This is a genomic window from Roseovarius sp. A-2 (assembly GCF_002072155.1).
GTDB lineage: Bacteria > Pseudomonadota > Alphaproteobacteria > Rhodobacterales > Rhodobacteraceae > Roseovarius.
The window spans coordinates 1-15829 of sequence record NZ_BDIY01000009.1; the positions used below are offsets into that span (position 1 = coordinate 1).

Sequence of the window (15829 nt, forward strand, 5' to 3'; positions counted from 1 at the left end):
TCGAAGCAAAACCAACCGGAAGCGCCAATCTACCTAGCGCAACCCGCCAATCATACCTCAGATATTTCTAACCGCTTCCCCTCTCAAGACATCCGCCTCAGTCCGGTCCGCGTCCCAGAAGCACATCAGCGCCGCCGGTGAAGGGGCTTTTACGGTTAGCCCCAAAGAGTCGCAAGAGGTTTTTTTCACAAAACTGCAATTTTCTTTCTCCCGCCGGATTTTTCCTCGAAAAGCCCGGTTTTCGCGCAGGTAGCCTCTTGCACCCCTTGACCCTCCAGTGACTGGAGGGCCTATCTGGCAGGGAAATACGCAAGGAGAGGTCATGACCGCCGAAACCACATTGAGAATCGAGGTTCAGGGGATGAACTGTGCGGCCTGTGCCGGGCGGGCTGAACGCGCACTCGGCGCGCTGCCCGGACTCCACGATGTTTCGGTCAATTTTGCCAGTGGTCAGGCGCGCATGGTGGTGCAGGGCACGCAGGCCAGCGACGTGGCCGAGGCCCTCAAGGCCGTCAACTATCCGGCGCGCGAGGCAACGGTGACCCTGAGCGTCTCGAGCATGAGTTGTGCCTCATGCATCAACCGGGTCGAGGCCGCTCTCAAAGCGCTGCCTGCCGTGATCGAGGCCCGCGCCAATCTGGCCACTGAGACCGCACAGGTGCGCTTCCTGCCCGGCGGCACTGATGCCCTGGACCTGGCGCGCAGGCTGAGCGAGGCGGGCTATCCGGCACGGGTAAAGGACGAGGAGGGCGAGGATCAGGCCGCCCGGCGGGCTGCCGAGGTCGACGAGGCCCGCAGGAAAGTCTGGATCGCGGGCCTTCTGACCCTGCCGGTCTTCGCGCTGGAAATGGGTAGCCATGTCATCCCGGGCCTCAACGGGTTGATTGCCGGCACGATCGGCATGGGCACGTCCTGGCTGGTGCAATTCGTGCTGACCACGGCTGTTCTCATTTGGCCGGGGCGGAAATTCTACCGACTGGGCGTGCCTGCGCTGCTCAAGGGCGCGCCGGACATGAACAGCCTCGTGGCTCTGGGCGCAAGCGCCGCCTGGGCCTATTCCACGGTCGCGCTTTTTGCCTCCGGGCTTTTGCCCGAGGGCACCCGCGCGGTGTATTTCGAGGCAGCGGCGGTGATCGTCACGCTGATTCTCACAGGCCGCTGGCTTGAGGCGCGGGCCAAGGGGCGCACGGGGGCCGCGATTCAGCGCCTGATCGGATTGCAGCCCAGGACCGCACGAGTCGAACGAAACGGCGAGATCCGCGAACTGGCCGTCGAGGAGGTGGCGGTCGGCGACCTGCTCCACCTGCGCCCCGGCGAACAGGTGGCAATCGACGGCGAGGTGACCGAGGGCAACTCGTATATCGACGAATCGATGATCACTGGCGAGCCCGCGCCGGAGGCCAAGGGCCCCGGCGACACGGTCGTGGGCGGCACCATCAACGGTGACGGCGCGCTCAGCTTTCGCGCGACGGCAGTGGGGCGCGACACGGTGCTGGCGCGGATCGTCGCGATGGTCGAAGAGGCGCAGGGCGCGAAACTGCCGGTGCAGGCGTTGGCCGACCGAGTGGTGCGTGTCTTCGTGCCCATCGTCATTGCCGTGGCGCTGGTGTCGGTGGCGGTCTGGCTGATGGTCGGCCCTGCCCCGGCCCTGCCCCATGCGTTGATCGCAGGGGTTTCTGTACTGATCATCGCCTGCCCCTGCGCCATGGGGCTGGCCACCCCCACCTCGATCATGGTGGGCACCGGGCGCGCCGCCGAAATCGGGGTGCTCTTTCGCAAGGGCGAGGCGCTGCAACGGCTCGATGAGGCACGCGTGGTCGCCTTTGACAAGACCGGGACGCTCACCCAAGGCAAGCCCGCCGTCACACAGATCACGGTGAGCGATAACTGGGACGAGGCGACGGTGCTGCGCATCGCGGCGGCGGCGCAGGGCAAATCCGAACACCCGATCGCCCGCGCGATGGAAGATGCAGCGACGCGGCAGGAGCTGGCCCTGCCCAAGGTCCAGAGCTTCAACGCCATCGCCGGACACGGGATCGAGGCCGAGGTCGATGGCTACAAGCTACTGATCGGCGCGGCCCGCCTGATGACCCGCGAGGGGATCGAAATCGGCAGGTTTGAGTCTGCGGCGCAGGATCTGGCCGATAAAGGGCAAACCGCGATTCACGTCGCCATCGACGGAGAATACGCGGCCATTCTGGGTATCGCCGATGCGGCCAAACCCTCCAGTCGGGCGGTGATCGAGGCGCTGCATGCGCGCGGCCTCAGGACCGCGATGATCACCGGCGACAGCTGCGCGGCGGCGCAGGCCATCGCCGATGAGCTTGGCATCGACCATGTCGAGGCCGAGGTACTGCCCGAGGGCAAGGTCGATGCGCTGCGCGGCCTGCAGAACCGTTTTGGCGCCACCGCCTTCGTCGGCGACGGGATCAATGACGCACCGGCCCTTGCACAAGCCGATATCGGCATTGCCGTGGGCACCGGCACCGACGTGGCCATCGAATCGGCCGACGTGGTGCTGATGTCCGGCGATCTGGCCGGAGTGGTCAACGCGCTCGACCTGTCACATCGCACCCTGCGCAACATCCGGCAAAACCTCTTTTGGGCCTTCGCCTACAACACGGCGCTCATTCCGGTGGCGGCGGGGCTGCTTTACCCGGTGACAGGGCTCATGCTCTCGCCGATGCTGGCGGCGGGTGCGATGGCGCTGTCCTCGGTCTTTGTTTTGTCAAACGCGCTGCGCCTGCGCGGGCTGCGCCCTGTGATGGAGGGGCACGCATGAACATCTCGAATGTCGCGAAAAAGACCGGGCTGCCGCCCAAGACAATCCGCTACTACGAGGACATCGGCCTGATCCGCCCGATGCGCGGCGAAAACGGCTATCGCGTGTTCCGTGACAGCGATGTCCACAAGCTGGCCTTTCTCGGCCGCGCCCGCGCGCTCGGCTTTTCCATCGAGGATTGCCGCACACTTCTCGCGCTCTACGAGGATCAGGACCGCGCAAGCGCCAATGTCAAGCGGGTGGCGCAAGACCATCTGGACAAGATTGAGGACAAGATCACACAGCTGCAATCCATGCGGGCGACCTTGCAGCATCTGGTCAGGGAATGCGCGGGCGACAACCGGCCCGATTGCCCGATCCTGAGCGATCTAGCCACGGGCCGAGCCCCGGGGGCGCTGCCCACCCCGGACCTCCGGGATACTTGAAGCCAGAGGAAACATGATGGATTTCTTCTTGGTGAAAATACTCAAATCCTTCACTCACCATAGGCAATCCCCTCACGGCGGGGATCGGCCCCGCCTTGCAGGGTCTCGCCAATCTCGATCATGTGCAGCCCCGAAGTGAGATCGCGCAGCGTCACCTCGTAGCCCATGTCCCGCAGCGGCGCGGCAAGGCGCGACTCTTCCAGAACATAGGGCCCGAAGCGGTTGACCAGATGCGGCAAGGCCACGGCCTCTTGCACATTCATCCCCCAATCGGCCCAGGCGATGATGGTCTTGGCCACGTAGCCGATGATCATGCTTCCCCCCGGACTGCCCAGAACCAGCACCGGCGCGCCGTCCCGGCGCAGGATGGTGGGCGCCATGGAGGAGCGCGGGCGCTTGCCCGGCTCCACCCGGTTGGCGATGGTGCGCCCCTCGTCATGGCTGGCAAAGGAGAAATCCGTCAGCTCATTGTTGAGCAGGAAGCCCCGCACCATGAGCCGTGAGCCGAACCCGTTCTCGATGGTCGTGGTCATGCCGAGCGCGTTGCCATAACCATCGACAATCGAGATATGCGAGGTTGAGGGCAACTCGATGGATTGGTCGTCGGCCCAATTGAGCGCATGTTCGAACTCCGGTCGGCCCGGCGCGACCTGCGGCAGCGCGTCGTCGCCGCGCAACAATTCCGAGCGCGATTTCAGGTAATCCGGGGCCAGCAGCCCCTTGAGCGGCACCGGCACGAAATCGCTGTCGGCGAGGTAACGCCCCCGGTCGGCAAAGGCCAGACGGCTGGCCTCGCCAATCAACCGCCACGCCTGCGGATCATCGGGGCCAAGCCCGGCCAGATCGAACGGCGAGAGCAAACCGAGGATCTGCCCGACGGTCGAGGCGCCTGACGAGGGCGGGCCCATCCCGCAGACCTCATAGCCGCGATAGGGCACGCAGAGCGCAGGCCGCTCCTTGACCCGGTAGATCGCCAGATCGGTCTCGCTCAGCACACCCGGATTACCCGCCGCACCCTGCACCGTGGTCACGATATCCGCCGCGATCTTACCAGTATAAAAGGCGCGCGGGCCATGTGCGGCGAGGGCACGCAGTGTCTCGGCATAGGCCGGGTTGCGTAGCCGGTCGCCCACGGCGAGCGGCACGCCACCGGGCAAGAAATAGTCGCGCGTCGCAGGAAAGCGGGCAAGCCGTTCGGCATCGCCTTCGACCAGCGCGGCCAAACGCGGACTGACCGGAAATCCCTCCTCGGCCAACCGGATCGCATCCGCGAAAAGCCCCGGCCACGGCGCCTGCCCCCACCGGTCATGCGCCGCCTTCAGCAGCGCGGGCGTGCCCGGCGTGCCCACCGAGCGCCCGCCCACCACCGCGTCGAAGAACTCCAGCGGCTGGCCCGTTCCATCCTGAAAGAGTGTCGGCGTGGCATCCAGCGGCGCGGTCTCGCGCCCGTCGAGCGTGGTGATCTCGCCGCTTGTTCCGTCATGCCAGACAAGGAAGGCACCGCCGCCCAGGCCAGAGCTTTGCGGCTCCACCAGCCCCAGCACCGCCTGCACCGCCACCATGGCGTCCGCCGCCGTCCCGCCCACGCGCAGCACCTTCGCACCGGCCTCGACCGCCAAAGGGTGCGCCGCCGCGATCATCCAGTTTTCGGCCTCTACCGGGCGGCCCGCATCCTTGGCCACCTGCGCGTCCGCCAGAAGGGCGGGCACCTGCAAGGCCCCTGTCCCGGCCCCTTCCGGGGCGACGGTATCCGCCGCTTGCTGCGCGTGAAGCGGAGCGCACAGACCAATCCCCAAGGCTAGAAACAGCACGCGCATGTGCCAAACCCTCCTAAAGCGGATCGGTGCGCCAGAGCGTCACCTTAAGCCCACCATGCGCCACCGGCGGCCCGGCTGGCAAGAACCGCAAGCCGGTGGATTTCGCCAATCCTCCGTCGCTGGTCACAAGCCCCACCCGCCAGCCCGTCATCTCGCGCCGCAACACCTCACCAAGGCTGGCATAGAGGCCAAACAGCAGCTTGCGATTGCCGATTCGTGCGCCGTAGGGCGGGTTGATCATCACCAGACCCGGCGGGCCTTCGGGGCGGGTGAGCGCCGAAATCGGCTGACAGGCGAATCGCGTGATCCCTCCCACCCCGGCGCGGGCGGCATTGTCGCTCGCCATGCGCACCGCACCCGCGTCACGGTCAAAGCCGTGGAACCGCAGGGGCGTCTCGCGCGGATCAGGCCCGGCTTTCATCGCCTCCCAGGCCTGCGCATCGAACCCCGCCAGATCCTCGAAAGCGAAACGCCGCGCCCGTCCGGGCTTCAGACCCGTCGCGATTTCCGCCGCCTCGATGGGAAAGGTGCCCGAGCCGCACATCGGATCAAGCACCGGCTCCGACCCGTCATACCCGCATTGCCGCAGGAAAAGCGCCGCCAGCGTCTCGCGCATCGGGGCCTTGCCCACGGCCTCCTTGTAACCGCGCCGATGCAACGGCGCACCCGAGGTATCAAGGCTGAACGTCACCAGATCATCCTCGATCCGGGCCATCAGGCGCAGCGCCGCATCGTCACGCACCTCGACCCCGAGCACCTCGGTGAGTGCGCCGGTGATCCGCTGCGTCGCCGCCCCGGCATGGTAGATTTTTGATTTGCGGCAGGTCACCTCGACCCGCACCGGAACATCGGCACGCAAATGCGCGGCCCAATCGAACTTGCGCGCCCGCTTGTCGAGCTGAGCAAGGTGAAACGCCCGAAAAGAGCCGATCCGCGCCAGCACCCGCCCGGCCCCGCGCAACTCAAGATTGGCGCGCCACACGTCGGGCCATGTGCCCATGACACTCACCCCGCCGGGCAGCGCGGTGACCGCGCCAAAGCCCGCCTCGCGCGCCTCCTCGGCAAGGACGGCTTCATGCCCCGGCGGGGCGGCGAGGAAAATCTCGAAAGGCGTGGGCTGGCTCAATGCAAGGTCACAGCATGGCTGGCACGACCTGATCAGGCGGGCGGTGGCCGTCGTCAAAGGTCTTGATATTGATGATCACCTTCTCGCCCATCTCGATACGACCCTCGACCGTGGCCGATCCCATATGCGGCAATAGCACCACGTTCTTGAGCTCCCGCAGGCGTGGGTTTATCGCCGCGCCGTGCTCGTAGACATCGAGCCCCGCCCCCGCGATTTCTCCGGCGCGCAGCATACGGGTCAGCGCGTTCTCGTCGATCACCTCACCCCGGCTTGTGTTCACGATCACCGCGTCGGGCTTCATCAGTTTCAACCGCCGCGCGTTCATCAGGTGAAAAGTCGAGGGTGTGTGCGGACAGTTGATGCTCAGCACATCCATCCGCGCCACCATCTGATCGAGGCTCTCCCAATAGGTGGCTTCCAGTTCCTGCTCGATCTCGGGGCGCAGGCGGCGGCGGTTGTGGTAGTGCACCTGCATGCCGAAGGCGGCCGCGCGCCGCGCCACCGCCTGACCGATTCGGCCCATTCCAAGGATCCCCAGACGCCGCCCCGCGACCCTCCCGCCCAAGAGCGCCGTGGGCGACCAGCCCAGCCACTCCCCCGATTGCATCCGCGCCAGCCCTTCAGGCAGGCGGCGGGTGACACTGAGAATGAGCGCCATGGTCATGTCGGCGGTGTCATCGGTCAACACGCCGGGCGTGTTCGACACCAGAATGCCATGCTGGCGCGCTGTGTTCACGTCGATATGATCCACCCCCGCGCCGTAATTGGCGATCAGTTTCAGCCGGTCGCTCGCTTGCGCGATCAGCCCGGCGTCGATCCGGTCCGACAGCGTCGGCACGATCACATCGGCCTCGCGCATGGCGCGGGCAAGCTCTTCGCGGCTCATCGGCGCGTCATCCTCACGCAGCGCAACATCGAACAATTCGCGCATCCGCGTCTCGACCGGCTCGGGCAGGCGTCGCGTCACGACAACACTCAGGCGGGCAGATGGCATGAAACGCCTCCTCAAGCTTTCATTTCTCGCGCGTTGCTGCCAGAGTGGCGCAGGAAAGAGCGAGGCACAAGAACCCGCTTGCAGTTTGACGGGCAGAAATCGAATGGCAGTGATGAAATCACGTGGCTTGGCGACGCTTGCGCTGGCGTTCTGGCCGTTTTTTGCCGGGGCTGCGGATCGCGGCCCGGTGACCAACCTGCCACTTCCGCGCTACGTGTCGATGAAGGCATCCGAGGCCAATGTGCGGCGCGGACCCAGCCTGACGCACCGGATCGACTGGGTCTTCAAGCGACGCGACATGCCGCTGATGATCACCGCCGAATACGGCCATTGGCGGCGCGTACAGGATCGCGACGGTGCGGGAGGCTGGATGCATTACTCGCTTCTGTCCGGCGTACGCACGGCCATCGTCGAGGCCGAAATGCTCGACATGCTGGCCCGGCCCGAACCCGGTGCGATGGTGGTCGCAAGACTGGAACAGGGTGTGATAACGCGCCTCTCCGAATGTGGCCCGGACTGGTGCGAGATCTCCGCGCAAGGCTATGACGGCTGGGCCCCGAAGACGGCACTTTGGGGGATCGAAGCGGAGGAAACGCTCGACTGATTCATCCCGCCCCACGAAAGCCGCATATTTTTTACTTTCCGCTCTTGAACCGCGCGAGGCTCCAGAGTAATTAGCGCGGCACGTTGGGGTGTAGCCAAGTGGTAAGGCAGCGGTTTTTGGTACCGTGTACCGTAGGTTCGAATCCTACCACCCCAGCCAGTCACTCGCAGAGCTCGTGACGTCTTGCGCTGCAAGGATCTTTCCCGACTTAATCCCCCGAAGATGCCCCATGCGCTGCCCCAGGTTTGGAGTGGCTTGGATCGAGTGTTGCGTCGCTTTAGAGAGGCGTTTTTGTCCTAGTCCGGGTTCTCGCCGACCTTCTTATCTTTGTTGCCACGTGCTCGTCTGGCATCGCCCCTGAGAGCAAACACTCCCCGTATGAAGGTCAGCATCAGCACCCACTTCAGACCCTTACCGATAAACCAGAAAAGACCTTGCATCACTGCTCCTTGTCGCGCTTCAGGGGTTTACGGATCGCTGATGTGATGCCAGAGACTACCCCGCCCGCAACTTGAGAAGCTGTCTTTACTGCCGTCGTGGCTGCGCGTGAGGCCGACTTGATTCCAGCTCCAACACCGCTCGCCACCTGCGAGGCTGCAGTTCCAACAGGGGCAACCGTCCGCGACACTGAGAACCGCATTTCGTCATTCAATACCTTTTCGATGCGCTCGATCGCCATTTCTTCACGCTCGTCGATTCTGCCGTCCGCTTCCATGACTTCACGGAGGAAAGCCAGGATGTCGGCAAGCATCCTGTCCGCCCTGCAGTCGGGGTTGTCACGGGCAAACGCCCCAAGGGCCGCAGCGGCGGTCTTGATGTGGTAGTCGCCATGTTTCGCGCTCACAAAAGCAAGACCCCGCTCCACGAATGGCTCGGAATACCCCCACGTCCGCACAAAGTATTTTTTGATTGCGGCAAGTTCACTGTCGTCCACGTGCCCATCCACGGCTGCCACCTTGATCGCCAGAGGTGCTATCAGGTCAAAGAGCCCCAATCCGAGCACATCTAGGGGAGTGTTGATGAACTCCGGGATCACTTTGACCTTGCCGCCGTCGTCCTTCAGATACCGGGTGATACCAAGCCAAGCCCCGCCCGAGATGACACTCGCGGCAACGACCCAGCCAATGGGTGTGGCTGCGGTTGCAGTTCCAATTCCGATGGATGCCAGCAGGCTGGGTGCCGCAAAGAACTTCTGTGCAACAAGGGCAGAGCTTGCAAGCTGAGCGCCCGTGGCCGCCACGCCTGCGACGTCCCAAGCTTCGAAGACCGCTTTCTTCAGGCGAGTTGATGTGTAGGCGTCTTCCCCGATGCCGAGCTTCACCTTGAAGCGAAGTTCGTCCTCGACAACATCATTGACACCTTCGAACCAACTCTCGCTCATATCACCCCGCCGACTTCAGGTTTTCGAAAGACGCCATCGAAGTCCTGATCCGGCGCTCAAGTGCTTTGTTTCCAAGATCTTGCATCGCTCCAGCCGCGAATCCGAAGGCGATCGCCAGCGTTCCCACGAAGGGACCGAAAATAAAGCCGATGAGCGGGACGGATGTGACAAGGTAGCCGAATATCGCGCCGAATACCGTCCCCATGCTGGTCATGGGAAATTCGCCAAGCAGAGAGATGATCACGTCCAGAACCTTCCTGCCGATCCTGATGATGAAGTCGCCGACCTTGATCGTGGTCTTGGCGATTGTGAACAAGATCGACTTGGCATCAGCCGAGATGGCGAGGTTGTCCAGTCGCCTCTTCAACGCTTCTTCGGAAAGATCAAAGGAAAGTAGGTCGCGGATTTCGTCATGACTCTCAGCCACGCAATCCATCTCGATGGTTTTCCCGGTCTCGGGGTCGACAGCCTCGACTTTCATGAAATGGAATCCTCCATTAGATTGAGACTATGGCTAGATGCATTCTGCAATGCAAGTGACGGCACTGTGAGCCATTGCAGGATTGTCAGCAAGTGCAGCTTGGTATGCCCGACGGGCGTGGACAAGCCTGGACCTGTCGCGGTTTGATGCCGCTCCTCTGATGTAGCTTGTTACTTTATTGGTGGTTGTGCGTCGAAAATGCCTGATGCTGTGGTCTGCCCCCACTGAGTGATCCGGTGTAAATGCTAGTGCATGGTCGGCCTTTGGTCTATCGGAACGATGCTTTCGGGCGCTGGTGGGCGGTATCCCAGAGCACTGTACGGTCTGACTGTGTTGTAGTGGCGGCGCCACTTCTCGATCAGAATCTGGGCCTCGCGTAGCGAGTAGAAGACCTCACCGTTCAGAAGCTCATCCCGGAAGGGTGCGCCACGCGATTATTTGATCTCCGTTAAAGAAAACACTCCTTGATTGATCTCGATCAAAGAATTGGTCACTTCACATATGCGCACATACGCATATGTGCAGTGACCAATATGAGCTGCGGCCAATGACGGCCTTTGATCTGGATACAAGAAACATGTGGAGCACAATGCAAGAGATTCTGACGGCCCTGTGTGATCCGACCCGTCGTGCAGCCCTTGCCATTCTTTGTGATAGTGGCGAGCACTGCGTTTGCGAATTGATGGCGCGCCTCGACGTGAGCCAGAGCCGGATGTCACGGCACATGAAGGTGCTGCGTGAGGCCGGCCTCGTGCTGGACAGACGCGACGCGCAATGGGTGCGCTACCGCCGGAACCCCGACCTTGCGCTGGAATTCTCGGCAGTGATCGACGCTGTGCTGGCTGCCGAATTCAATCTTGGAAGGAAGGTCGCATGACCGCTCAAACACATGACCCGGCCCCGCATCGCGGCGCGCCCGACTGGCTTTGGTATATCGGCGTGCCCTCCGTGGGCGTGGTCCTCTACCTGCTCTATGGTCAGCTGATCCCGATCTCGGAATGGGTGACGGCGCTGTTTCCAGTGGCGCGCGACAGCCACACGGGCGAGGCCATCGCCTTCTTCGTCTATGACGTGCCGAAGGTACTGCTGCTGCTCACGGGCATCGTCTTTGTCACCGGCGTGCTTCGTAGCTGGTTCAGCCCGGAAAAGACCCGCGCGATCTTGGCGGGCAAGAACCAGATCTGGGGCTATCCGCTGGCCTCGCTTCTGGGCGTGCTGACGCCATTTTGCTCGTGCTCCTCGGTGCCACTCTTCATCGGCTTCGTCTCGGCGGGCATCCCGCTCGGCGTGACCTTCTCCTTCCTGATCGCGGGGCCGATGGTGGGGCCGGTGGGCCTCGGGCTGCTCTACGGCCTCGTCGGATGGGAGATCGCGACGATCTACCTTGTCTTCGGTTTCACCATTGCCACCGTGGCGGGGTTCATCCTCGGCCGCATGGGGCTGGAACGCTACCTTCAGGACTGGGTGCGCGAACTGAACGCGGGCCCCGTCGGCGATCTGCCTGAAGAACGGCTGACGCTGGTGGACCGGTTGAAGATCGGTGTCGAACAGGTGCGCGAGATCGTCGGCAAGGTCTGGATCTGGGTGCTGGTCGGCATCGGCATCGGCGCGGCGATTCACGGCTACGTCCCTGAAGAGATGATGCTGCGGATCATGGGCGGCGAGGCCTGGTGGTCGGTTCCCGCCGCCGTCGTCGTGGGTGTGCCGATGTACACCAATGCGGCCGGCGTTATTCCCATCGTGGAGGCGCTGTTGGGCAAGGGTGCCGCGCTTGGCACGACGCTGGCCTTCATGATGTCGGTGATCGCGCTGAGCCTACCCGAGATGATCATCCTGAAGCAGGTGCTGAAACTTCGCCTCATCGCGATCTTTATCGCGGTTGTCGCGGCCGGGATCCTCGCCACCGGCTCTCTCTTCAACTTCCTGCTGTGAGCGATCCTCCGGGTCGACGCAATTCTCTGAAAGGACAAGCACATGAAAACCGTCAAGGTATACGGCCCCGGCTGCAAGCGCTGCGAGACGACCGAAGCCATGGTCAAGGAGGCCGCCGCAAAGATCGGCGTTGCGGTCGAGGTCGAAAAGGTCACCGATGCGCGATCCATCGCGATGGCTGGCGTCATGTCCACGCCGGGCATCTCGGTCGACGGCAAGCTCGTCCATGCCGGTGGCCTGCCGGATGCGGGGAAGCTCGAAGGCTGGCTCCGCGCATGATCCGCGCTCTGGTCGCCGCCGTTGCCGTCCTCGCTTTTCCAACCGTCGCCCTGGCGGATGTCCTCGAGGCCCAGCCGGTCACGGATGATGTCTGGGCGATCGTCGGCCCACTGGAGCAGCGCAGTCCGGAAAACTTCGGCAACAACGCCACCTTCGGACTGGTCGTGACGCCCGAGGGGGCGGTGCTGATGGATCCGGGCGGGTCATGGCAGGGTGCCGAGATGCTGCACGCGGCCATCCGCACCGTCACCGACCAGCCGGTGAAATACGTCATCAATACCGGCGGACAGGACCACCGCTGGCTGGGCAACGGGTATTGGAAGGTCCAAGGGGCCACCGTGATCGCCTCGGAAGCGGCGGTCGAGGATCATCGCGCCCGCGCCGACTAAGTGACCGGCACATATTCGCAGCGGCCGGTCCGGCGGGCATAGGCAAAGGCCGCAACGGCGGGAATCCATGTGTCCGGCACCTCGCGCAACCCAGCCACCCGGCGCAAGGTGGGGCGCACGATCTGCGAAAAGGTGACTGCCGCGGCATATGGGTTTCCCGGCAGGCCAAAGAAAAGCGCTCCCGCCACGCGGCCCACGGTCAGCGGTTTGCCAGGGCGGATCGCCACCTTGAGCACATCAAGCGCGGCATTCTCGGCCCGAAGCGCATCAAGAATGTGATCCTCCTCGCCCGCCGAAACGCCTCCCGAGGAAATCACCACGTCATGGCCGCGCGCGGCCTCGCGGATCGCGCCCCGAATAGAGGCGGGATCATCGGGCAGTATACCCAGATCGGTGACCTCGGCCCACGATGCAGCCAGAAGTGCGCGCAGCATGACCCGGTTGGAATTGTAGATCTGCCCATGGGCCAGAATACCCCCCGGCTCCACCAGCTCATCGCCGGTGGACAGGATCGCAATACGCACCCGGCGACGCACGATCGCCGCGGACAGTCCACAACCCGCCAGAAGGGCCAGACGCGGCGGTGTCAGCGCAACGCCTGCCGCAAGACATCTGGCCCCCTCGGCCACGTCCTCACCGCGACGGCGGATGTTGGCGCCCGGTGCTGGCAGGGTGTCCAGAATGATCCGTCCGCCCTGGCGGTGCACCGCCTCCTGCATCAACACGCAATCGGCCCCTGCAGGCACCGGTGCGCCGGTGAAAATGCGCGCAGCACAGCCCGGGGCAAGCGCGGTGCCCCCTGTGTCGCCCGCGGCAATCCGGCCCGCCACGGTCAGCGACCACGGCCCCTTGCCGCGCAGCGCCGCGCTGTCGAGCGCGTAGCCGTCCATGGCGGAATTGTCGAATGGCGGCAACGCGGAGTGCGCCGCAGTCGCGTCCGCAAGCACCCGGTCGAGCGCCATGTAGAGGGGGAGCGTTTCGGTCTCGGAGACGGTGACGGCCACCGCTTCGGCCCGAAGCCGCGCTGCATCAACCGACATCGGCGCGCCCGGCTTGCCGGCCGAGCAGGTTGCTGGTTGTCCCATGGCGCCCTCCCTGACGCTTGGGCCCCGCCCCATATTGCGGGGCGGGTCTGTCCTGTCTCGCCAGATCAGAGCGTGACTTCTTTCGACTTGAAGGTGATCCCCGCTGTTTCATGGGTGGCGTTCGAGATCTTGCGGATATCACCCCAGCAGTGCTTGTAGTTCGGCAGCACCAGCTCGTTGACACCCGGGTTAATCACATTGCCCTGGCTGCCCGCCGGTGACCCGAAGACCATCGCAACCTGCCCCCGCTTGGCGGTGGCCGTGGGATAGGCCATGCCCTGCGTCACGCCGTTATCGTTGATGATCTCGATGAGGTCGCCGGGGTTCAGACCCTCATCGACCATGTCGTCCGGGTTCATCTCGATGAACGGATAGGGAAAACGATCCTGCACGAACTCGTTCTTCTGGTCGAGGAACTGGTTCTGCCAGAAGATATTGGCACGTACATTGTTGATCCAGTACTTGTGCGCAGCCTTCTCGCGGGCCTTGCCCGGTGCCTGCCAGCCCCGCCATCCGGCGGCACAGAACAGCGCCTTTCCGTCCTCGCGCCCGTGGCGGTCGAAGGTGCCATCGGCATAGAGCCGCTCGGTGCCGACAAGCTGACCGTTCTCATAGCCAGTCACCGGCTCTTGCACGCCGTTATTGCCCGCCGCGCGCAGCCGCTCATAGGTCACCTCCGGGTTGCCCTGGTGGAAGCCGTCCATGAAGGCGTCCTCCTCGGTCTCCCAGTCGTAGCCCTGGAACTGATCGGCATAGGCGTCCTGGCCCATCTCGCGCAATGCGCGCTCCATGTGCTGCGCAACACCGGCGGCGATCAGGCAGTCGGGCCTGGAGTTGCCGTAGGGGTCCATATAGCGCTCGCTGAGTCGCAGCCGACGTTCGCCGTTCATCGAGGTGAGGTTCATCTCGTTCGACTCGCAGGCCGGCAGGATCACATGCGCGTTCTGACCGATCTGGGTATGGATGATGTCGACATCCACGACAAAGAGCCCACCCGCATTGATCGCCGAGACGATGGCATCGACCAGCTGTTCGCGCGTGCCGCCTGCGGCGGCGTCGATCGCGTCCTTCACCATGTCCGCCCGGCGCTTGTGCACGCGCTTGAATTCGGCGGCGTTGAGCGTGGTCTTATGGTGGTCGCAGGCCCAGATGTGATGAACACCCCCAAGACCCCGGATCAGGAACTGATCGACGTATTCCGCGGGTCGCCCCACATGGCCTTCATTCGGACGGTAGTAACCCTCTTGATGCCCGCCGAGGCGGCAGACCCCGCCGCCTTCGCGCCCTACATTGCCGGTGGCGAGTGAAATGTTCACCAACGCACCGATGGTGCGATAGTTGTCATTGCCCCAGATTATCCCCTTTTCATAGGCCGTTGCGCATTTCCGACGGCTGCCGTCGTCATGTGGCTTGGCGATCCATTCGGCGGCCTGCCGAATGTCGGCCACGGGCACGCCGCAGATTTCCGCCGCCTGCTCCAGCGATGTCCGGCAATCTTGCATCGCATGGTCGAGACTGCCCAGGCTGGCGGGATGCGCACTATCCTGTGCCACCGCTTCGCCGCCTTGAAAGGCGGAGGCGGCGATGAAGTCGTCATCGGTCCAGCCCTGATCGACGATATGGGTCAGGATGGCGTTAAAAAGCGCCATATCCGTACCTTCGTTGATCGCGAGATGCAGGACATTTTCCTTGCCCGCCCACTGCTCGGCGGAATGCACGGTGACGGTGCGGCGCGGGTCGACCATGATGAACTTCGCACCATTCTGGAGCCCGGGCACCATGTGATTGAGATAAAGGTTAGTCTGCGTCTCCATCGAATTGGCGCCGACCATGAAGATCGTGTCGGTGATCTCGTAATCGGAATAGCTGTTGTTGAGCTCGCCCACGCCCATGTCGCGGGTCGAATGCACCTCGGAATTATAGGCCGGACGGTTGTGGATGCGGCAGTTCTTGACCTTCATGCTGTCGAAATAGAGCTTGCCTGTGCCCCAGGTATTCTCGTACCCCCCCGCACTGCCGCCATGGTCGAACATCGACACGACAAGATCGTCCTCGGACCCTTCGGTCACGACCTGCGCGGTCACCCGCGCGACAAGATCGAGCGCGTCGTCCCACGACGTCGGCTGCCATGTCCCGTTGCGCCATACCAGCGGGTCACTGAGCCTTTGCAGCTGTGTGCCGGTCACCCGCGAGGGCCGGTTTTCGGCCATGCGCGCACCGCGGATGGAGCCAAGACCGGAATTAACCACGCAATTTTCATCGGGCTTGACCACGAGGTGCACGTCCTTCCCGTCCTGCTTGACGATGTTGTACATTGATGGCGCGTACCAGGCCGCGCTATCCTGAAACTGTTGTTCGCTGAGATCGACGCCGAACTTGTTCTGTTCAGGGGCCGTGCCGCCCTGCTTGTTCATCGGCCATGTATAGGCCTTGTAGCCGCATCCGACGATGCAGTAATGGCAGGTGACGTTGAATTCCTTTGCGTCTGCGGGAACGATCGGCAGACGGTCCACTTGTCTTTTGTAAGCCATTGA

14 protein-coding genes, 1 tRNA gene and 1 pseudogene are annotated in these 15829 nt (G+C 63.5%); 8 read left to right on the forward strand and 8 right to left on the reverse strand.

Annotated elements, in window-relative coordinates; all coding sequences use genetic code 11:
- Positions 1-322: 322 nt before the first annotated feature.
- Together BHD06_RS11785 and cueR are read left to right on the forward strand one after the other, a co-directional pair.
- Complete coding sequence (locus BHD06_RS11785; protein WP_080457213.1) at positions 323-2782, forward strand: heavy metal translocating P-type ATPase; 2460 nt, start codon at positions 323-325, stop codon at positions 2780-2782.
- Positions 2779-3207 (forward strand): Cu(I)-responsive transcriptional regulator, encoded by a 429-nt coding sequence (gene cueR / locus BHD06_RS11790; protein WP_080457214.1) that lies wholly within the window; start codon positions 2779-2781, stop codon positions 3205-3207. Before BHD06_RS11785 ends, cueR begins: the two co-directional genes overlap by 4 nt.
- Positions 3208-3257: 50 nt before the next feature.
- Here the strand turns inward: cueR and ggt are convergent, their stop codons facing one another.
- The 3 genes from ggt to BHD06_RS11805 are packed head-to-tail and all read right to left on the reverse strand — an operon-like array spanning position 3258 to position 7144.
- Positions 3258-5024 carry a gamma-glutamyltransferase gene (gene ggt, locus BHD06_RS11795; protein WP_080457215.1) on the reverse strand — a complete coding sequence of 589 codons (1767 nt, stop codon included), beginning with the start codon at positions 5022-5024 and terminating at the stop codon, positions 3258-3260.
- A 13-nt stretch (positions 5025-5037) separates the two neighbouring features.
- Positions 5038-6150, reverse strand: coding sequence for a class I SAM-dependent RNA methyltransferase (locus BHD06_RS11800; RefSeq protein ID WP_080457216.1), 1113 nt, complete (start codon positions 6148-6150; stop codon positions 5038-5040).
- Positions 6151-6157: 7 nt separating this feature from the next.
- Positions 6158-7144 carry a D-glycerate dehydrogenase gene (locus tag BHD06_RS11805; protein WP_080457217.1) on the reverse strand — a complete coding sequence of 329 codons (987 nt, stop codon included), beginning with the start codon at positions 7142-7144 and terminating at the stop codon, positions 6158-6160.
- Positions 7145-7247: 103 nt separating this feature from the next.
- On the opposite strand from BHD06_RS11805, the gene BHD06_RS11810 reads away from it, so the two are divergent.
- Positions 7248-7748, forward strand: a complete 501-nt coding sequence (locus BHD06_RS11810) for an SH3 domain-containing protein (RefSeq protein ID WP_080457218.1) — start codon at positions 7248-7250, stop codon at positions 7746-7748.
- Positions 7749-7832: 84 nt separating this feature from the next.
- Positions 7833-7907, forward strand: a tRNA-Gln gene (locus tag BHD06_RS11815).
- Positions 7908-8187: 280 nt separating this feature from the next.
- On the opposite strand, the gene BHD06_RS11820 is transcribed toward BHD06_RS11815, so the two are convergent.
- The 3 genes and pseudogenes from BHD06_RS11820 to BHD06_RS11830 all read right to left on the reverse strand — a co-directional run.
- Complete coding sequence (locus BHD06_RS11820; protein ID WP_080457219.1) at positions 8188-9129, reverse strand: TerB family tellurite resistance protein; 942 nt, start codon at positions 9127-9129, stop codon at positions 8188-8190.
- 1 nt (position 9130) lies between these two features.
- Positions 9131-9610 carry a hypothetical protein gene (locus BHD06_RS11825; RefSeq protein WP_080457220.1) on the reverse strand — a complete coding sequence of 160 codons (480 nt, stop codon included), beginning with the start codon at positions 9608-9610 and terminating at the stop codon, positions 9131-9133.
- Between the two features lie 245 nt (positions 9611-9855).
- A pseudogene (locus tag BHD06_RS11830) lies at positions 9856-10026 on the reverse strand (transposase); the annotation flags it as partial.
- Between the two features lie 131 nt (positions 10027-10157).
- Between BHD06_RS11830 and BHD06_RS11835 the strand changes: the two are divergent.
- The 4 genes from BHD06_RS11835 to BHD06_RS11850 are packed head-to-tail and all read left to right on the forward strand — an operon-like array spanning position 10158 to position 12210.
- Entirely contained in the window at positions 10158-10487 is a 330-nt protein-coding gene (locus BHD06_RS11835; protein WP_254892393.1) for a helix-turn-helix transcriptional regulator, read from the forward strand.
- Positions 10484-11542: a permease gene (locus BHD06_RS11840; RefSeq protein WP_080457221.1), complete on the forward strand. Its 1059-nt coding sequence runs from the start codon at positions 10484-10486 to the stop codon at positions 11540-11542. Before BHD06_RS11835 ends, BHD06_RS11840 begins: the two co-directional genes overlap by 4 nt.
- Positions 11543-11584: 42 nt before the next feature.
- On the forward strand, positions 11585-11821 hold the full coding sequence (locus BHD06_RS11845; protein ID WP_080457222.1) for a thioredoxin family protein: 237 nt from the start codon (positions 11585-11587) through the stop codon (positions 11819-11821).
- The gene (locus tag BHD06_RS11850) at positions 11818-12210 is read left to right on the forward strand and encodes an MBL fold metallo-hydrolase (RefSeq protein ID WP_080457223.1); all 393 of its coding nucleotides are present in this window, start codon (positions 11818-11820) and stop codon (positions 12208-12210) included. Before BHD06_RS11845 ends, BHD06_RS11850 begins: the two co-directional genes overlap by 4 nt.
- Here BHD06_RS11850 and glp read toward each other — a convergent pair.
- Together glp and BHD06_RS11860 are read right to left on the reverse strand one after the other, a co-directional pair.
- Positions 12207-13295 (reverse strand): gephyrin-like molybdotransferase Glp, encoded by a 1089-nt coding sequence (glp, locus tag BHD06_RS11855; protein WP_176214340.1) that lies wholly within the window; start codon positions 13293-13295, stop codon positions 12207-12209. The two genes, BHD06_RS11850 and glp, sit on opposite strands and share 4 nt — an antisense overlap.
- 65 nt (positions 13296-13360) lie before the next feature.
- Positions 13361-15826: an arsenate reductase (azurin) large subunit gene (locus BHD06_RS11860; protein WP_080457225.1), complete on the reverse strand. Its 2466-nt coding sequence runs from the start codon at positions 15824-15826 to the stop codon at positions 13361-13363.
- Positions 15827-15829 lie beyond the last annotated feature (3 nt).

Excerpts from the sequence above, each read along its gene's own strand:
- BHD06_RS11860 (WP_080457225.1), bottom strand. The coding sequence starts at position 15,826 with ATGGCTTACAAAAGACAAGTGGACCGTCTGCCGATCGTTCCCGCAGAC.
- BHD06_RS11820 (WP_080457219.1), bottom strand. The coding sequence starts at position 9,129 with ATGAGCGAGAGTTGGTTCGAAGGTGTCAATGATGTTGTCGAGGACGAA.
- BHD06_RS11785 (WP_080457213.1), top strand. The coding sequence starts at position 323 with ATGACCGCCGAAACCACATTGAGAATCGAGGTTCAGGGGATGAACTGT.
- BHD06_RS11835 (WP_254892393.1), top strand. The coding sequence starts at position 10,158 with ATGACGGCCTTTGATCTGGATACAAGAAACATGTGGAGCACAATGCAA.
- glp (WP_176214340.1), bottom strand. The coding sequence starts at position 13,295 with ATGGGACAACCAGCAACCTGCTCGGCCGGCAAGCCGGGCGCGCCGATG.
- BHD06_RS11840 (WP_080457221.1), top strand. The coding sequence starts at position 10,484 with ATGACCGCTCAAACACATGACCCGGCCCCGCATCGCGGCGCGCCCGAC.
- BHD06_RS11850 (WP_080457223.1), top strand. The coding sequence starts at position 11,818 with ATGATCCGCGCTCTGGTCGCCGCCGTTGCCGTCCTCGCTTTTCCAACC.
- BHD06_RS11805 (WP_080457217.1), bottom strand. The coding sequence starts at position 7,144 with ATGCCATCTGCCCGCCTGAGTGTTGTCGTGACGCGACGCCTGCCCGAG.
- ggt (WP_080457215.1), bottom strand. The coding sequence starts at position 5,024 with ATGCGCGTGCTGTTTCTAGCCTTGGGGATTGGTCTGTGCGCTCCGCTT.
- BHD06_RS11845 (WP_080457222.1), top strand. The coding sequence starts at position 11,585 with ATGAAAACCGTCAAGGTATACGGCCCCGGCTGCAAGCGCTGCGAGACG.
- BHD06_RS11825 (WP_080457220.1), bottom strand. The coding sequence starts at position 9,610 with ATGAAAGTCGAGGCTGTCGACCCCGAGACCGGGAAAACCATCGAGATG.
- cueR (WP_080457214.1), top strand. The coding sequence starts at position 2,779 with ATGAACATCTCGAATGTCGCGAAAAAGACCGGGCTGCCGCCCAAGACA.
- BHD06_RS11810 (WP_080457218.1), top strand. The coding sequence starts at position 7,248 with ATGGCAGTGATGAAATCACGTGGCTTGGCGACGCTTGCGCTGGCGTTC.